The organism is Nocardia sp. MDA0666 (assembly GCF_003023875.1).
Taxonomy (GTDB): Bacteria; Actinomycetota; Actinomycetes; order Mycobacteriales; family Mycobacteriaceae; genus Nocardia; species Nocardia aobensis.
Window position 1 is genome coordinate 1 of the sequence record NZ_PYHT01000034.1, and the last position, 16,885, is coordinate 16,885.

At 68.8% G+C, this 16,885-nt stretch carries 17 protein-coding genes; 14 read left to right on the plus strand and 3 right to left on the minus strand.

Annotation, left to right across the window (positions count from 1 at the left end; genetic code table 11):
- Window positions 1-61: 61 nt before the first annotated feature.
- The gene (locus C8258_RS32715) at window positions 62-373 is read right to left on the minus strand and encodes a hypothetical protein (protein WP_158271331.1); all 312 of its coding nucleotides are present in this window, start codon (window positions 371-373) and stop codon (window positions 62-64) included.
- A gap of 516 nt (window positions 374-889) precedes the next feature.
- Between C8258_RS32715 and C8258_RS32720 the strand changes: the two genes are divergently transcribed.
- The 13 genes from C8258_RS32720 to C8258_RS30000 all read left to right on the plus strand — a co-directional run bounded on the left by C8258_RS32720 (window position 890) and on the right by C8258_RS30000 (window position 11,499).
- Window positions 890-1,372, plus strand: a complete 483-nt coding sequence (locus C8258_RS32720) for a hypothetical protein (RefSeq protein ID WP_106958004.1) — start codon at window positions 890-892, stop codon at window positions 1,370-1,372.
- Between the two features lie 100 nt (window positions 1,373-1,472).
- On the plus strand, window positions 1,473-3,101 hold the full coding sequence (locus C8258_RS29945) for a hypothetical protein (protein ID WP_369974843.1): 1,629 nt from the start codon (window positions 1,473-1,475) through the stop codon (window positions 3,099-3,101).
- Between the two features lie 196 nt (window positions 3,102-3,297).
- A complete protein-coding gene (locus C8258_RS29950; RefSeq protein WP_146161365.1) occupies window positions 3,298-5,250 on the plus strand; it encodes a hypothetical protein in 1,953 nt (650 codons plus the stop codon).
- Window positions 5,247-6,059 carry an ESX secretion-associated protein EspG gene (locus C8258_RS29955; protein WP_106958005.1) on the plus strand — a complete coding sequence of 271 codons (813 nt, stop codon included), beginning with the start codon at window positions 5,247-5,249 and terminating at the stop codon, window positions 6,057-6,059. Before C8258_RS29950 ends, C8258_RS29955 begins: the two co-directional genes overlap by 4 nt.
- Window positions 6,060-6,106: 47 nt before the next feature.
- Complete coding sequence (locus tag C8258_RS29960; protein ID WP_036498233.1) at window positions 6,107-6,427, plus strand: hypothetical protein; 321 nt, start codon at window positions 6,107-6,109, stop codon at window positions 6,425-6,427.
- A 38-nt stretch (window positions 6,428-6,465) separates the two neighbouring features.
- Entirely contained in the window at window positions 6,466-6,807 is a 342-nt protein-coding gene (locus C8258_RS29965; RefSeq protein WP_106958040.1) for a YbaB/EbfC family nucleoid-associated protein, read from the plus strand.
- A gap of 124 nt (window positions 6,808-6,931) precedes the next feature.
- Window positions 6,932-7,246, plus strand: coding sequence for a type VII secretion target (locus C8258_RS29970; RefSeq protein WP_106958006.1), 315 nt, complete (start codon window positions 6,932-6,934; stop codon window positions 7,244-7,246).
- The gene (locus C8258_RS29975) at window positions 7,243-8,622 is read left to right on the plus strand and encodes a hypothetical protein (protein ID WP_146161366.1); all 1,380 of its coding nucleotides are present in this window, start codon (window positions 7,243-7,245) and stop codon (window positions 8,620-8,622) included. Before C8258_RS29970 ends, C8258_RS29975 begins: the two co-directional genes overlap by 4 nt.
- A 9-nt stretch (window positions 8,623-8,631) precedes the next feature.
- Window positions 8,632-8,928, plus strand: a complete 297-nt coding sequence (locus tag C8258_RS29980; RefSeq protein WP_106958008.1) for a PE family protein — start codon at window positions 8,632-8,634, stop codon at window positions 8,926-8,928.
- Between the two features lie 15 nt (window positions 8,929-8,943).
- Window positions 8,944-9,912 carry a PPE domain-containing protein gene (locus tag C8258_RS29985; protein WP_106958009.1) on the plus strand — a complete coding sequence of 323 codons (969 nt, stop codon included), beginning with the start codon at window positions 8,944-8,946 and terminating at the stop codon, window positions 9,910-9,912.
- Window positions 9,913-9,920: 8 nt separating this feature from the next.
- Window positions 9,921-10,709 carry an ESX secretion-associated protein EspG gene (locus C8258_RS29990; protein ID WP_106958010.1) on the plus strand — a complete coding sequence of 263 codons (789 nt, stop codon included), beginning with the start codon at window positions 9,921-9,923 and terminating at the stop codon, window positions 10,707-10,709.
- Window positions 10,710-10,802: 93 nt separating this feature from the next.
- Window positions 10,803-11,138, plus strand: coding sequence for a WXG100 family type VII secretion target (locus C8258_RS29995; RefSeq protein ID WP_030513428.1), 336 nt, complete (start codon window positions 10,803-10,805; stop codon window positions 11,136-11,138).
- A gap of 49 nt (window positions 11,139-11,187) precedes the next feature.
- Window positions 11,188-11,499 carry a WXG100 family type VII secretion target gene (locus C8258_RS30000; protein WP_036498239.1) on the plus strand — a complete coding sequence of 104 codons (312 nt, stop codon included), beginning with the start codon at window positions 11,188-11,190 and terminating at the stop codon, window positions 11,497-11,499.
- A 74-nt stretch (window positions 11,500-11,573) separates the two neighbouring features.
- Here the strand turns inward: C8258_RS30000 and eccE are convergent, their stop codons facing one another.
- On the minus strand, window positions 11,574-13,334 hold the full coding sequence (gene eccE / locus C8258_RS30005) for a type VII secretion protein EccE (protein ID WP_106958011.1): 1,761 nt from the start codon (window positions 13,332-13,334) through the stop codon (window positions 11,574-11,576).
- 117 nt (window positions 13,335-13,451) lie between these two features.
- Here eccE and eccB point away from each other — a divergent pair, with 117 nt between their 5' ends.
- Window positions 13,452-14,963, plus strand: a complete 1,512-nt coding sequence (eccB, locus tag C8258_RS30010) for a type VII secretion protein EccB (RefSeq protein WP_106958012.1) — start codon at window positions 13,452-13,454, stop codon at window positions 14,961-14,963.
- 40 nt (window positions 14,964-15,003) lie between these two features.
- Here eccB and eccA read toward each other — a convergent pair whose 3' ends face one another.
- Window positions 15,004-16,821: a type VII secretion AAA-ATPase EccA gene (gene eccA, locus C8258_RS30015; RefSeq protein WP_106958013.1), complete on the minus strand. Its 1,818-nt coding sequence runs from the start codon at window positions 16,819-16,821 to the stop codon at window positions 15,004-15,006.
- Window positions 16,822-16,885: the final 64 nt, after the last annotated feature.

Consider the following 16,885-nt stretch of genomic DNA (forward strand, 5'->3'; position numbering starts at 1 on the left):
CCATCAGCCCCCGCCGCATCAGCCGCCGGCCCCCCATCAGCCGCCGCAGCATCAGCCGCCCTCACCTCACCGGCCGCCGCATCAGCCGCCGCGAAAGCCCGGCCCGGGACAGCCCGGCGTAAGCCATCACGACCCAGACGGTGGCCATCACGACCATCACCCTCACGACCCCGATCACCACGGCGATCACCGAGGGCACGGCCACGGGCATGATCACGGTCACCACGGTCACCACGACCCCGACGGAAATGATCACGACCATGGCGGCCACGATCATGGCGGGGATCAGGACCACGGCGGCCACGAGCACGGTGACCGCGACCACGGCGGCCACGAGCACGGTGACCACCACCACCATGAACACGACCACCATCTGCCGAATTCGCAGGCTCAGCCGAACATCCCGGTACCGCCGTGGCTTTCGGACGCTGTCGCTCCGGGCCATGCCGCCCCGCAACCGTTCCCGCTGCCGGGCGCGGGTATCGAGCGAAATGTGAACCACGCTGCAACCGGGCTCAACCCGTTCGGTGCACCGCTGGGGGTGATCCCTCATACGACTGAACCTGCTATCCCACAGCAGATTCCGCAGCGGCCGGCCCCTGAACCGCGTGTATCCGACGGTTCACACGCAGCGATCCCGCCGGATCATGGCGTCGGGCAGGGCCCTGGCGATGCCGACCGGTACGGCAATGGAAACCGCCACGGCGCCGGATACGATCCGGGAGCCGGATACGGAAACGTCCACGACCGGCGATTCCCGGTCGATCGCCCGTTCTCCCTCGGTGATCCGGCAGCGGGCGCAACGGGACACCATGGGGTACAACCGGTTCCGGCGGCACAAACGCAGAACAACCTCCCGCAGAACGGTTTCCCACCGTTCTCCCCACCGATGCCGACCGGCAACAGCGCGGCCTCCGCCTCCACTCCGGCACGTCACCACGCGCACCCGACCGGCTCGCCCACGCCCGCCCCACCCCGCATCCTGGTGCAGGAGTTCAACGGTCATCGTTGTGCGGAGGTCGATCCGCTCACCGGGTCGCTGCACGAGTCGGCCGAGCCGATGGGCCCGTTCAGTGGGGTGTACGGCGATCTGGATGGTGTGGAGTTCGTCTTCTTCCGCACCGACGATCGGCTGTTCCTGCGCGTCGCGGGGCAGTTGATCGATGCCGACGATCTGGCGGTCATCGTGCACTGGCAGCGCGCCGGGCGCCGGCATACCGAGTTCACCGTGACCCGGGCGGGACTGGCGGTGTGCACGGTGCGCTACCGCCAGCGCAAACCGGAACTCGACCTCGGCTTGTGGATTCGCGATGTGCTCGACAATCCCGCCCGCCGTACGCAGATCTTCGCCGAAGTCCGGGGTGTGCGGTGAAAAGCGCAGCACCGCACACTGTTACCGAGCATCGCACCGATGAGGATGTCCGCAACCGGCCGCGCCGGACGATGGACGCGAACGAGGAGAACACCGCGACGTGACCCGCCCCGATGACCACAATCCCGATTCGCGACCGGAATCCGATCCGGATGCCACACCGGCGTCGGCCCGGCCGGTCAGCACACCGGCGGCCTCCGCACCGGATCCCGCACGCGACCGGGCCGATCTCCCGTCGCACGACCGAGCGGTCCCCGCCTCCGACGACGAGCCGGATGTCGGCTTCACCCTGGGTGGCGGCATGCCCGAATCCGTCGCGGCGGCAGTGGATCCGGAGGCTCGCGCCCGGGAATTGGCGCACGGAATCGCCCGCGAATTGGCGGCGGTCGCGCCCGAGGGCTGGCACGAGCTGACCGCTGTCTTCGCCATCACGGTGGTGGTCGGCGGCGGTGAGGTCGTCTTCACCGACGACCAGGACCGCATGTTGCGCGCCGATCCGCCCGATTCTGTCCTGGAGCTGGTGCGCGAACACCGCGATCTGTCGGCGGCCTTCGCCAGCGGTCCCTGGTGGCGCCTGTTCGTCCGGTTGGATCGGGCGGGACATCTCCAGGTGGACTACGACTACGGCGACGAACCGTTCCCCGACGATCAACTGCTGGCGCCGGAGGCGTATCTGGCCGATCTGCAGGCGTATCCGCGCGATCGGGTGCCGGTCTGGCTGGGCGCCTACATCGGGCACGGCGACCGGCAGTCCCGCCCGCCGGCGGTCGCGGCCCGGCAGGCTCGCGCCGATCGAGCCGCGGGTGTGGTGCCCGTGGTGTCGGATGACGACTTTCCCGATCTGTCCACACTGTGGAGCCGGTGGGCGGTGATGGCGGCCGCCTTCGTCGCCGCCGGATCACAGTGGGGGCCGCGCGTATTGCCCTCGCTGGGCTGGTTCGAGGGCGCCCGGCGCGGCGGCAGCACGCTGTATCTCCTGCCCGGCGGCCGGGCCGTGCTCTCCGGCGGGGTGTGGGAGGCGCCGGCGCTCGATGCCGCCTACAACGGTGGCGCACCGCTGCCGGGACTGTATGCCGGTGCACCGGAATGGGTGTCGAATTCGGTGCTCAATCCGCGCTTCGGCGACGGGTTGCTGTCGTTCTGCTACTGGTTCGAGGACGGGCGGTGGTATCGCGGTGAGTCGCCGTCGGCCGATCACCTCAGCGACGCGCTGCCGGGCGTGTGGACCTCGGACACGGTCGCGCAGGTCATCCGTGGCCTGATCGACGGTGGGGCCGACGACGAATTGCGCTCCGCGGTGGACACTCTGGTCGCCGCGGCCGAGGCGAATGTGGTCACCCGCGAGACCCTGGTCGCCGTCTTCGGCGACGACGGCGGCTTCGATATCGACGGCGCTTTCAACCAGCTCACGCTGGCCGGTGCGACGCCGACGGGTCCGGCGCCGCTACCCGAGCCCGAGGCGCTCGAGCGGGTGCGTGGTCATCTCGACGAGGCCGGGATCGAGACGGACGGATATCCGCTGGATCGTTTGCACGCGGACCGGATCTCGGTGGGCTGGATGGTGTACGTGCCCGCCGAACCCGACGAGGTGGCGATCGGGCGGGCCGTGTTCTACGTCGCCGACGACGGTGTGCTGGAACAGTCCTCGTCCTCGATCGCGCCGTCGGTGTATGTCGAGGGTTTCGAACAGCGGTTCCGGGAGCGGCGCGGCGCCCTGCGGGCCGGATGACACTCGCCGCCGGTGTTTCACCCCGCGTTCAACCGCCGTTGCCGCCGGTGTTGCTCGCAGGTCGCAGCATGTTCGAAAGATGATGCGGGACTTGCTATTCGGCATATCGGTCGGGACGGGAGACGACCTCCGGACGGTATCGCCGACGGGGTGAACGCGCAGCGTCCGCTGGTACCGAATTCGAGGAGCACGACCGATGGCGCCCGATCCGACTACGCCCGTCGCTACGGGTAATCCGTGGCCGGCGTTGAGTGACTACACGAAGAACCACACGTCCGGCAAGGATGCGTTGAAGTTCGAGCCGGACGTGGCCCTGGAGGTGGCCGCGGCCGCGGAGAGCACGATCGCCGCGCTGAAGACGTTGCAGCTCTACACCGACGATCTCACCGCCGGCTCGCCGGTGTCGAATCTCGCGTCGGGTACCGCGCTGGGCAAGAAGTTCGGTACCGAGGCCACCGATCTGAAGACGGTCTTCGAGGACCACAAGACGATCCTCGGCCAGATGATCGACACGTTCATCGCGGCCGGCAAGGCCTACGGCAAGATGGACGGCTTCAACTCCGCGCTGCTCGACAACGTCAGCGGTAAACCGGACTACATGTGGGACGCCGACGGCCTGGATCCGATGGGTGATCCGCCGAAAGTGCCGGGGACCACCGACGATTTGAAGAATCCCGTCAACGCGATGGACAACAAGGCGGGATTGCAGTCGTTCCAGTCCTCGACCATCAGTCCCGAAGCGCCCGATTACATGAGCTGGTACGACCTGTTCCAGGTAGGCAACTACATCCGGGTGAACAAGGTGGCCGAGAATCTCGCCAACCACGCGGGCACCTGGTGGTGGATGGCGACCGAGGTGAACAAGGTGTACTCGGATCTGCTCAACAAGATCGACTCGGTGACCGTCGACAAGTGGAGCGGGCCGGGAAAGGAGACCGCGGTGGCGGCGGTGCAGGCCTACGGCAAGAGCATCCCGGGGCTGTCCACCGCGATCAGGGGCACCGGCGATCTGCTCGTCTACAGCTCGGGGTGGTTGAACGAGACCCAGTACAGCATGCCGCCGAACAACGATGCCGACGCGAAGACGCAGCAGCAGTGGATCCAAACCGTTCGCGAAAGTTTCCGGCGCACCTACGTCTTCGGGATGAACCAGTCCTCGTCGCACGTCCCGGTACTGCCCGCGGCCGCCGCGGCATTCGGCCAGATTCCCGCCAACCCGTACAACCCGACGGGGCAGAACCCACCGGGCAGCCAGAATCCCCCGGGCAGTCAGAACCCGCCCGGTAGTCAGAACCCACCGGGCGGCAGCACCCCACCCGGCGGCTCGACCCCGCCGGGCGGTACGACTCCGGGCGGCACACCCAACGACGCGCAGGCCAAGGCCGCGCAGCAGGCGGCGGCCCGGCAGCAGCGGGAGGCGTTGGCGCAGCAGCAGAAACAGGCCGCGGAATTCGAGAAGCAGCAGAAGGAAGCCCAGCAGCAGCAACACAAGGAACAGCAGCAGCAACAGCAACAGCAGGAACAACAACAGAAGCAGCAGGAACAGCTTCAGAAGCAGCAGGAGCAGCAGCAGGCCGCCGCCCAGCAACAGCAGCAACAGCAACAGGTCATGTCCGCTGTCCAGCAGCTGATGTCGGCCGCGCAGCAGGGCGCGCAGCAGTTGATGCAGGCGTTCCAGCAGGTTGCCCAGACCCTGACGCAGCAACAGCAGCAGGACGCGCTCGCCAAGGCCGGACTGGGTGATATTCCGGGATTGGGTATTCCGGGGATGGACGGTTCGGATCCGCTGTCCGCCCTGACCGGCGCCGGAGGCGGTGCGGGCGGCGGCGGTGGCGGTGTGCCCGGCGGCGGTGCCGGGGTGCCGGGGTTGCCCGCGCTCAGTCGCGATCTGGCGCAGGCCTCCAAGTTGTTCCCGCGGGCGAGCACGCTCAGCACGGCGCTGAGTGCCAACACCGTCGATTCCGCGACCGGCCGGGCCGGCGCCGCGCCGATGGCCGGCACTCCCGGCTCACCGGGTGCGGCCGGGGCGGGCGCGCAGAATCAGCAGGGCAAGGAGCACAAGCGACCCGCCTATCTGGATTCGGTCGAGCATCTCGAGGACGCGCTCGGCGATGCGCCCGTGGTCGTGAAACCGGTCGTCGAGAAATGAACCGCAGCTGGAGCTTCACCGATCTCGAATTCGTCGTCCTGTGGCGGCATTTCGGTGACGAGGGGCCACCGCGTCCGTTCGTCTACACCACCGACATCCCGCTGGAGGACGACTTCCAGCGCGAATGCACGCGGCTGCGCGACCGGATGCTGGCACGGCCCGACCACACCCTGTTCGACGCGGTGCGCGACTGCACCCGGCCCGACCTCGCCGTCCTGGTCACGGGCTTCGACGGCCACGACCCCCATCGCGGCGAGGGAGCGGTCCGCCTGCTGGCAGCCCGGCGCGAGGACCGCGGCTACCTGCTCACCCAACTACCCGGCCGCACCCTGTTGCACGCCGGGGGATTCACGATGGTGCAGTGCGATCCGCTGCGGCTGGCCGATATGGTCGCGGATGCGCTGCCGCCGGTCGACGCCGGCGTCTTCGGGCACATCCTGCTGCCGCCCGATCCGGAATCGCCGGCCGGAGCCGCCGAAGCGCACTACACATCGGCCGACAGCGCGGGCGGCGCCCCGCAACTGTGGGACAGCTACGACGAGCCCACCGACGCCGCCGGGCAGCGCTTCCTCGATATCGTCCCGGAACGCTCCGGGACGATCGAAATCGCCCAGGGCGTCTCGCGTTTCGGCCCGCGTGGTCGTACGGTCCGCCATCTGGACTGGCGCGACCTGTCCGGCGATGGCCGCTACGTGATCCAGGCGGGCCCGCCGCGCACCGCCACCGGCGTGGACCGGCAGGGACTGATCGCCGCCGTCAACGCCGAGATCATCACCGTCGTCCGCGCGATCAAGGACGAGCGCGTCTGATCCCGCGGCCGAACGAGCCGGATGCCGACCGACGAACGAGGAGCACGATGTCCACCGCGACAACCAGATCGGGCGCGATAGCGGTCGAGACCACCGAACAGGGTCTGCCGCTGCGCATTTCGATCGAAGCGAGCGAATTGCGCCGCGACCCCGCCGAATTGGCCGCCGAACTGCTCCGGCTCTGCTCGCGTGCGGCCGATCGGGCCGGACTCGCACGTCGACGCCAGCTCGCCGAGGCCGGCGTGAGCAGCGATCTGCTCGCCTTGACCGGACTGCCCACGGCGGAGCAGGTCGAACGGCAGGAACTGATCGACGAGCAGGAGTACGACACGGAGCCGCAGAGCTGGCTGAGGTCGGTGGAGTGGTAGCCCACGACGCCGGAGACGACGCGAACGAGGGGGAGCCGATGACGAATCCGCCCGACCCGACCGGTGTTTCGGTGATGGACGAGTTGGTCGCCCGCACGGAGCGGCAGCTGGAACGGATGCGCGACCTCGGCGACCGGATGGCGGCTGTGCGCGCTCGCGAAACCTCACCGGACGGTGCCGTCACGGTGGAGGTGGACGGTAACGGCGCACTACTCGATCTCATTTTCTCACCGTTGGTGAATCGACTCACCCCGGCGGAATTCGAGCAGGTGGTAGTGTCCACCGCGCGCAGCGCCGCCGCCCGGGCGTTCGCGCAACGCGGTGATCTGGTCGCCGCATTCAACGAGGAGAACGGCGCGGGTACGCGCGAGATTCACTGACGCGTAACGCGTTCTTAAGCTGCGCGCGTGCCAATCTACGTCGTCGCCTGTTGCAATTGCTCGGTAGATGTTCGATCCGCCGGTTACGCGAGCGCGAATCGGCTTACCGGGCAGGGGCTTTCAGATGAGCGAGTTGGTAGCAGTACCGGAGGCGATCCGTCGCTACGGGGACACGGCGGCCGCGATGGCCACCGAAACACTCTCCGCGGGCACGGTGAACCAGGCGGTGGCGATCGCCGCGGCCGTTCCGGTCTTCGGACTGATCGGTCAGGACTTTCTCGCGACATACGCGCTGGCGCAGGCCAATCACCTGAGTTCGGTCGTGGAGCTGGCGACCGTGCACGCCGGAACCGCGGTCACCGCGCATCAGAGTGCCGCCACGTACGCGGCGACCGACCAGGACAACGCCGACCTGCTCGGCGGAATCGGTCGCGCGTGATGGAACCGGGCCTGGACCGGTCGATCGTCGACCTGTTGCGTCAGAGCGCGATGGGGTCGATCGTGGACCGGCCGGTCAACGACGTACTGCGGGACATGGGGCTGCCGGGCCTGCCGCAGCTGCCGCCGGCCCCACCGCTGCCGCAGCTTCCGCCGCTGCCGGTGCTCGACCTGCACGCGCTGACCAAACCGATCACGGATCTGGCCAGCAGTTTCGGAACCGGCAAACTCGGCTCGGGCGCGGATCCGACGCAGGTGCTCTCCCAGGTGTCGGCCGTCTTGCAGACCGTCGTTCAGCTGGGCACCACGGCGATACAGACGGCGATGTCGTTGTGGCAGGGCGCGGGCGCGTTGTCGGCGGCGGCCAAATCGACCCAGGCGGCCGCCGACGGAACCGCGGTGGCGGGGCAGGGTGCGCAGATGTCGCTCGGCACGACCGCCGCGGCCGGCAGCGTCTTCACCGGCAATGCGCTGATGACGGGCATCACTTCGCAGTATCTGACCACGCTCGCGGCGGCGGCCCCGTTCATCGTGACCCCGCCGGGGCAGGTGTTCGTGCTGGCGATGTCGGCACAGACGCTGGCCGAGGCGCTCGCCGTGGTCACCAAGACGCGAGTCGAATTGACCGCGCACAGCGCGAAGATGGCGCACACGGGGCAGAAGGTCAAGATCACCAATGTGCCGCACGGGGTGTCGAATGTCGCCGCGCAGCGGGTGCCGGTGCCGCAGTCGTCGCTGAAGTCCGTGGCCGGTACCACGTCCCGGCTCAGCGCTACCCCGTCCGCCATGTCGCCGGCCACGGGCGCGTCGAGTTCGGGCGGCGCCGCGAGCTCTGCGACGCAATACGTTTCGCAGGCACTGCAGATGGTGCAATCGTTGTCGGCCGTCGGCGGTGCGGGCGCGCAGGCGGCCACGAACCTCACCGGCCGCGCCGCGAAACCGATCGCGGCGCCGGTTCCGCCGTCGGGCGGAGCTCCGACGGCCACCGGATCCGGAGCCGGCGCACCCGGCGGAATCGGCGCCCCGGCCGCCGGCGCACCGGAGATGTCGTCGCCGCTGCAGGCCGCGCGCACCCCGTCGATCATGACGGAGGCGGCCGTCACCGCGAGCACCGAGTCCGCGATCGCCTCGACCGGCACGACCGGCGGCCCGGGCATGATGCCGATGACGCCCGGAGCGGGCGCCGCCGGAATGGCCCGCGCCGCTTCGGATTCCGGCAGCGCGAGTGAGGCGGTGCGCGGTCAGCTCGTCACGGCCGCCCACGGTAACGACGTCGTGGGCGATATCGCCGGAGTCTCCCTTCCCGTGGTCGGCGCCGCCGATGCGGTCACCACCACCCCGGACACCGAGCCACCGGACAAAGCTCTCACCCTCTAGGAGTTCGCGATGGAATTCGATCCCGTAGTCGCGGCGCGCACCGCCGCCGATCTCGACGCACTCGCCGACCGTCTGGAGGCGGGCCTGCAGGCCGACACTCCGGCGCTGTCGGTCGCCGCACCCGGTGTCGACGAGGTGTCGATGCGCGCGGCGACGACGCTGACCGAGGTCGGCGCGTCGTTCGACTCGTCCGGCAACCTGGGCGTCCAGGAGCTGCGCAAATTGGCCGCCACTCTCCGGGCGCAGTCGCGCGGGCTGTCCCGGATGGACAGCGACAACGCCGCCGACCTCGGCGCCACGGCCTGATCGGGGCACGACGACATGGTCGAACCGCCGGGTGACGGCTTCACCGGGGTGGTCTGGGAAGCCAGGCCCAGCGAGCGGCTGGCGCGGGAGCTGACGACGGGCCCGGGCTCGGTGCCGATGGCCGAGGCCGCCTCCGCCTGGGGTCGCCTGGCCGCGAATTTCGGTGCCGCCGTGCCGGATTACGACCGGATCGTCTCCGATATCCGCGGCCACTGGCAGTCCGACCGCAGTGACGAGGTGCTGGAACGGATCGCGCGGATGCGGGATTGGCTGCTCGACGCCGCGACCGCCGCCGGGCGTAACGCCACCCACGCCGCCGAACAGGCCGCGGCGTACGAGGTGGCCCGGCTGGCGATGCCGCATATCGCGGAGATCGCGGCGCTGGAACAGGCGATGCACACCGTGCAGGCCATCGGGGCCGCGATAGGCGCGCCGCTGGTCGGCGCCGCCGCCGACATCAGTGCCGATCAGGACGTCGCCAAAGCCGGTGCGGCCCGGGTGATGCGCACCTACGAGGCCGCCACCGAACCGCTCGCGATGCCGTGGCAGCAGCTCGAGCCGCCGGTGCTGGCCACCGGCGACGCCCTCGCGGGGGAGCAGGCAGCCGCCGCGGTGGCCGCCGAATCGGCACCCGCGATGCCCGCGATCGCCGGTATGCCCGCCATGCCGAACCTGGCCGCCTTCGAGATGCCGCGCGCCCTCACCGGCACCCGCGTCCAGACCGTCGCCCGGGTCGCGCAATCGACGGAATTCACCGCGTTGCAGGCCTCGCCCACGCAGACCGGCACGGCAGCCGGCCAAGCGGTCCCCGCCGCGGCCGGTCCCCCCGCCGCGCAGTCCGAGGAGGAACGCACCGCCCGGGCCGGGGTGGCGGATGCCCCCGGCGTCGGCGAAATCGAGTTCGATGCCGGATTCGCCGCCACCCCAGCGGTTCTCGGTGGTGTCGAGGCGCCGCCCGCGACCGGAACCGCGAGTCCCGCGTAAGGAGAGTCATGGCGACCCTGACCAACGACGCCGTCCTGGCCGTCGCCGAATTGCTCGGCGTGCAGACGTTGCCGCTGGTGCTCGAGGTCGGTCCGCGGCAGGACTCGATCGCCGCCTTCACCGCCGCGCGAGCCGAGGCGTTGCGCGGGCTGCGCGGTGCCGGACTCGTGGACCGTTACGACGATGTCGACCCGGAACTCGGTGCAGCCCTGTCGATTCTGGCTCAGCCCGAATGCGAACTCGCGGCGCGGATCGTCACCGCGGCCGGTGTGCGCCGAGTGTCGGTGGTACGGCGCGGCGCGGGGCACGCGGTCGCCGTCCGCACCGGTGACGAGATCGACGTCCGAACCATCTGGGCCGACGAGGGCGGTGCGGCGCTGGCCCGCCCGGTCTTGGACGTACTCGGTCCCGCGGAACCCGCGGATATCGCGAGCTTCAGCGCTGCCACCGACGAGCTCGCGCAGCGACTCGACAACGCCACGGCCGCAACCGAATTCGCCGAGGCCCTGTACGGCTCGGGGGTGGCCGAACGCGCGGCGATCGAATTCGGCATGGCGCTGTCGCAGTGCCACGCGCACGCCGAGATCGTCGCCTACGTCCACGCCGACGGCATCACCACCCGATCGTCCGGCGCCGTGGCGGTGTACGACACCGCCCGGGGCCGGATCGCGGCCAGCCCGGGCGCCGCATCCGACCAGCGGATGTGGACCACCTTCACGCCGGGATCCGATCACCGCGTCGCACAGGCGATTACGGCGCTGATCGGCACCTTGCCCGGGGGAAGGTGGATGCCCTAGCTCGCGAAATCCCGTGCCAGTGACCACCTGTACCACCGAACCGCATGACCGGAATACGCCGCATTACCGGAAAACACAGAGAGGGGCCCGACGATGGCCGGACAGCAAATCAGTAACGATGCAGCGAGTACTTCGCAGGCGCAGACCGATATGGCCAACTCGGTCGATCGCATCCGCGCCACCATCGCCCGCGTGACCGAGGCGGTCGACTCCGCCAAGCGTGGCTGGCAGGGCGATGCGTTCTCGGCGTGCAACAAGGCCGCCCAGGACTGGGACGAGGAAGCGGCCAAGCTGAACCAGATCCTCAACGAGATGACCGAGGAAGTCGGCCACGGTAACAAGACCTACACCGGCCTCGAGAGCGAGAACGAGAACGAGTTCCGTCAGCTCATCTCGCAGACCGGTGGTCTGACCAACCTCGGCGTCTGAGGCGAATCCAGCTCAACCGTTCCACCGCACACGTACGAAAGGTAGTGACATGCTTTACGAAAGAACAGTTCTCCAGGAACTTTCCGACCTGCTGAACGGCTTCCACAAGGACCTGCAGTCCGAGGCGAGCAACCTGCAGGACTGCGCGGCCAAGCTGGCCCAGGCGTGGGAGGGCAACGCCGGTCTCGAGGCGTTCCAGAAGTCGAAGCAGAAGTGGGACCAGCAGTTCGGTGACATCAACGGCGACAGCGACCCCAGCACCGCCATGGGCAAGGTGTCGGCGCTGTCCAAGGCCGTCTCCGCCGCGATGAACAACGCGACCGCCGCGGACAAGGTCGTCGCCAACGGCTTCGGCGGCTGAGTCCGACACAGCCGCAACTGTTTTCATTACGAAGGTCCCGCCCGATGTCCCAGATCGGGCGGGACCTTCGCCGTTCAGGCCGGGACCGCCGGATTCGCCCCCACGTATCGCAGTTCCTCCGGCGTGGCGACCATGTACACGCCGGTCTCCCCGCTCTCGGTGCGCACGGTGACCATATTCGCGGTCACGGGGTCCTCGATCAGCGTGACATCGGGTTCGAAGCCGTCGGCCACCGGTCCGTGCTGGCGCAGCACCATCACGGTGGCATCGGAGTGGTGTCCGCTCGGCGCGATACCGTCGAACACCACCATGGTCGCGAACCGATACGAACTGGCCTGCTGGGAACCGGCCGACCAGGTGGCGAGCGTGAGCGCCTGCGGCATATCGACATAGCCGACCATCGGCCGCCATTCGTCGTGCCGATTCGTATGCACCACCACACTGGCGCCCAACGCGATGGCGCGCAGGATCACCTGTTTGGCGACCAGCGGTGAGCCGATCACCTCGACCCGGCGCACGTGCCGGCTCACCAGCGGCAGCGCCACGCCCTGGCCCGAGTTGTCGGCGCCGATGAGCTGTCCGCATCCGGCGATCGGCATCGGCACCCGGTCCAGCGCGTCCGGCGGTCCGAGGTAGCTGTCCAACGGCAGCGCCGGCACTCCGGTGCCCAGCGGCAGGCTGAAAAGCAGTGCGCGCCGCTGCTTTCCGGGCAGCGGAATCAGGCCGGCGGAGCGCACCCGGCACGGCGCGTCGCGAGTCGCGAATTGTGCCGTGGCCGTCACCGCGATCGACGGATCGGTGGTCGCGGTGACGGCCACGGCATCGGGCACCCGCTGCAGCCGCACGGTGATCGTGGAGGTCACCGTCGGTGTCGACCACACCTCGGCGATGCCGCGCGAACCCAGGGCCTCGGGGGTCATGCGGTAGGTGGTGTGGTGAAAACCGTTGTGGACCAAGCTGTCCGTGGTCTCCTCGAAGTCCTCCGGCGCCGCGCCGAGGGTCAGCTGGGCGACCGCCTGATTCATCTCGGTGGCCGAGAGCGCGACCGCCGACAGACCGCGCGCGGCGAGCCGGTTGGCCACCCGCCGTGTGGCCACGACCGCCGACCGCAAGGTGCCTTCCGCGCCGCCGCCCCGCCGATCCACGGCGGGCGCGTTGGCCAGCGGATCCAGCCGCAGGACGACCCAGACCGTCCGATGGGCCACGGCCGGCAGCGGTCCGAGGATGCTCTCGTAGGCGCGGGCCACCGCACCGGTTCCGGCACTGCGCGATCCGGTACTGATCACGTCGATGGCGGCCAGTCGGATGTCGAACTGATCGAGACAGCGGGCGATCTCGGCGAGCGGCAGCATATCGTCGCCGAGCAGTCCGCTGGGGCTGAGCCGGGTCACCGTCCGCGGCTGTGCGTCGATCCGCAACATGGTGATGAGCCGGTCACCGTCCCAGCGCATTCCGTAACTTCCGCCTTCGGCCAGTGGAACATCGAATGGCGAATGTTGAACGGCGGTGGAACGATTACGAAACAATTGCCAACGAAAGGTAATTCCACGCGCCAGCGATTGTGCGAGAGAAGTACCCCGAATCGGCGTGAGAGCGACGATCGACACCGCCGCGGCGACGACGACCGGAACCCACCACAACGGAGTGAAAACCCTTGCCACGAACGCGCCCACGGCCGCCGTGACCAGCACCGGAAGCACCAGACGCAGGGGGAGAAGGTGAAAGAGCCAGAATTCCGTCGAGCGCAATTGCGGTGCGTTCGAGCCGGTTTCGGAGGCGTCGGATGAATCGTCGTCGGACGGTGTGCCTTTATCTCCGCGCGCGGTGGAGTTCATGCGCACATAATGGACCGAACTCGTTCGGCTTCGCTAGTCTGTCGAAGCGCGGCCGGATACGGTTCGCGCACTCGAATCGGGTCATCGGAATCAGCTAGTGGGTATCGGGAGGCGGTTGTGCCGGCGCAGTTGACCACCCGTGCCCAAGTCAACGGTTACCGGTTCCTGCTCAAGCGCTACGAACACGCCCTGGTGCGGCGCGACGTGCGGATGCTGCACGATCCCATGCGAACCCAGTTCCGCTCGCTGGTGATCGGCGCCGTACTGGGCCTGCTGGGGGTGGCCGGCGCCGCGATCCTGGCCTTCCTGCACCCGCAGGGATCCGTGGGCGATTCGAAGATCGTGATGGGCAAGGATTCCGGCGCGCTCTACGTTCTCGTGGACGGAACCCTGCATCCGGTGCTCAACCTGGCCTCGGCGCGTCTGATCACCGGCGCCGCCGCCTCCCCGGCCTCGGTCAAGGACAGCAAATTGACGCAGCCGCGCGGTCCGCTGCTGGGCATTCCCGGCGCCCCAGGCGCACTGTCCGGGTCGGGCGATCCCCGGCGGTCCACCTGGACGATGTGCGACAACCTGCTGCCGCCGTCGGCGGGTGGTGGCGCCGCCGCGACGGGGCCGCTCACCACGGTGATCGCCGGGCCGCTGGACAATCCGGCCGGCGGTACCCACGCGGTGCCGGTGCGTGCGGATCAGGCGCTGCTGGCCACCCACGGCGGCAAGACCTTTCTCGTCTACGACGGTAAGCGGGCCGAGATCGATCCCGGCGATTCCGTTCTGATCCGGTCGCTCGGATTGCGTGATCAGCGCCCGCGCCCGATCGGCGGCGCGTTGCTCGACGCCACCGAACCTGTTCCGCCGCTGACTGTTCCGGAGATCGGCGGGCACGGCGCACCAGGCCCGGGCAAGCTGTCCGATGTGCCGGTGGGCGGTGTGATCAGGGTCCACGGCGTGGACGCCGACGAGTTGTACGTGGTTCTCGCCGACGGCGTACAACGGGTCACGCCGTTCGCCGCCGGCCTGATCCGCGACGCGAATTCGCAAGGAATGAACGAGATCTCGACCGTCCCGCCGGACCGCATCGTCGGTATTCCGGTCCTGCACCGGCTGCCGATCGACGATTTCCCGCAGCAGGTTCCGGCCGTGCTCGCACCCGACGTGGATCCGGTGGCCTGCCTGTCGTGGACCCGTGCCGCCGACGACGCGCGCGCCACGGTGACGCTGCTGGCCGGCCGCGCGCTGCCGCTGCCCGCGGATGCGGAGCCGGTCGTCCCGGCGACCGCGGACGGCGCCGGTGATCGGATCGACGGCGTCTATCTGCGCCCGGGCACGGGGGAGTTCGTGCGGTCGGTCGGAGCGGAGCCGGGGGCGGTGAGCAACGGGCCGCTGTTCTACGTGGGCGACAACGGAATTCGATACGGAATCCCGGATGCCGACACCGCCAAGGTCCTCGGAATGCCGAAGACTCCGAAGCCGGCGCCGAAACCGATCGTGGAGGCCTTGTCGGCCGGCCCGGCGCTGACCCGGCAGGACGCTCTGATGAGTCACGACAGCCTGCCGCAGTGCCCGGACGCGGGCCCGAGCGCTATGGCCTGCGCCCGGCCGATCCCACCGCCGGGCAAGAACAACTGACCGTCACCGGCCGCCCGGCCGGTAGCGATCACACCGCCGCTCAGCGCAATCCGCCGAGCACACCTTCCAGCGCCTTGGCCATGTCGGCGCCCTCGATCCGCATGAGCACGGTCTCGTCCACCGCCGACAGATCGATGGATTCGTCGGTGGCCAAACGGAATTCGCGCTCCTCCTCGGCGGCCTCGATCACATTGCGGATGAACCGGCCGTTACCGGCGAGGTCCACCGCGCGTCGCTGCTCGCCGCTCTGGTCCACCACTCGGCGCTCGTAGAGCTCCCGGCACGCGGCCTGCAGGAGTTCCAGCGCATCCTCGGCGACCTCCGAATCCCGTTTGCTCGCAATGAACTGACCGATCCGGCCCAGTTCCTCGGGTGTGTAGGAATCGAACTTCACGCGCTTGGCGAAGCGGGAGGCCAGACCGTCGTTGGAGGCGAGGAAGCGGTCGATCTCGCCGTCGTATCCGGCGATGATGACGATCAGCCGATCGCGGTCGTTCTCCATCCGGGCCAGCAGGGTGTCCACCGCCTCGCGGCCGAAGGCGTCACCACCGGACAGACCGGTCTGAATGAGTGTGTACGCCTCGTCGACGAACAGCACTCCGTCCATCGCGGAATCGATCAATTTATTCGTTTTTATCGCGGTGCTTCCCAAATGTTCACCGACGAAATCCGAACGCTTTACCTCTACCAGTCGATCGGTTTTCAACAAACCCAACCCACAGTAAATTTTTGCCACCACTCGGGCAATCGTCGTCTTACCGGTTCCTGGCGGGCCGGTGAACGCAAGGTGTTGTCCGCGTGGCGCGCTGGACATACCTTTCTCGGCTCGGATTTTCGCCAATTGCGCGGTGGCCTGGAGTTTCGCCACCTGAGTTTTCACCGCGGCCAGGCCGATCTGCTCGTCCAGCTCCGCGCGGGCGACCTCGAGCAGGCGCTTGGCCCGGTCGCCGCGCTCCTCGGTCTCGACCTGTTCGGCGGTGGGCGCCGAAGCCGGATCCCAGCGGTCGGTGCGCGCGTCGATCAGCTCCTTCGAGGTCACCGTGAGGCGGTACTTGCGATCGCGCATGGCCTGCGTGTTCGCGGCGAAGTCGGGCGCCTCCGAGAACACCTTCTCGAACAGGGCCTGGGCCTCGTCCTCACGGCCCATCTCGCGCAAGCACAACCCGCGGCAGAACCGGGCGGTGGTGGCGGCGGCCGGAATCGGGCCGTTCTCGGCGGCCTCCATCCGGCGGATCGCCTCGCCGAACAGGCCGAGCTGCGCACAGGCCGTGCCGACCATCACGTGCGCGCCCGCGGCCAGGTAGGAGTCCTGCCAGTCCGCCGAACCGGCCAGCACCGTCATCACATCCGGCCAGCGCTGCGTCGTGTAGTGCAGCAGGCCGCGAACGTACTGGCAGATCCGGTCGTCGAGGTCCTGATCGGGCTGCGACAGCAGGCCCGCGCGATGCCGGGCCAGCTCGTCGAGCACCTGCTCGGCCTCGTCGTAATCGCCGGCGGAGATGAGCTGGGTCGCCTGCGCCAGCCAGATCTCGGTGTACCCGGCCAGCGGATAGTCGATGTACTGACCCACCACGAACCGGCCCGCCAGCTGCCGCGGCGCCAGGCCGAGCCGGCGCTGCTCGCGGTACAGGGTGGAGCCGCTGGTCTTGTAGAGGTTGAACACCACCTCGGGGGTGATCTCCCCGGCCGCGGCCCGGCCCAGCCAGGCGTCGCACATGCCCGGATCCCATTCGGTGGCGCGCTGGAATGCGAGCTTCGCATATTCGAGATCGGGCGTGGATTCCTGGCCGTCGATAGCGATACCCAATGACAATACGCCGGCATCGAAGGCGCGTTGTGCTTGGCGGTTGCCGGTCATACGGACAGTCCCCTAAACGCGTGAATGTGCTAATTCTCGCTCAGCATACCGGCTGCCGTGACAG